This window comes from Brevibacterium sp. SIMBA_078 (assembly GCF_046534565.1).
Taxonomy (GTDB): Bacteria; Actinomycetota; Actinomycetes; order Actinomycetales; family Brevibacteriaceae; genus Brevibacterium.
The window spans coordinates 1-287 of the sequence record NZ_JAWRYQ010000148.1; the positions used below are offsets into that span (position 1 = coordinate 1).

Below are 287 nucleotides of genomic sequence, written 5' to 3' on the forward strand. Positions count from 1 at the left end.
TAAGTGTCCAACATAACCAACCTGCATGCGGCTTTTATCATTTTTAAAGTCAAAAGGCTCTGTATCGGGAGCTATAGGATCAGCTCCGTCAGCAGCAACAATAATTTTACCTTTTAATTGCGGAAAATGAGCTAAGTAATATGCTTTAAGCGAATGCGTAATGACTACTAAATTTTTAAAGTTTTCCTTAGATATCATACTTCTAAACATACTAGGTTTTAAGCCTCTGGCATTGCTATCACAAATTGGAGTGTGAGATTCATAAACAACCTTTTTCCCCATTAAAG

At 35.5% G+C, this 287-nt stretch carries 1 protein-coding gene; it reads right to left on the reverse strand.

Features of this window, described 5'->3' with window-relative positions:
• Positions 1 to 287: hypothetical protein (locus SB749_RS19235; RefSeq protein WP_410711713.1), on the reverse strand; the 287-nt coding region annotated here is incomplete at both ends.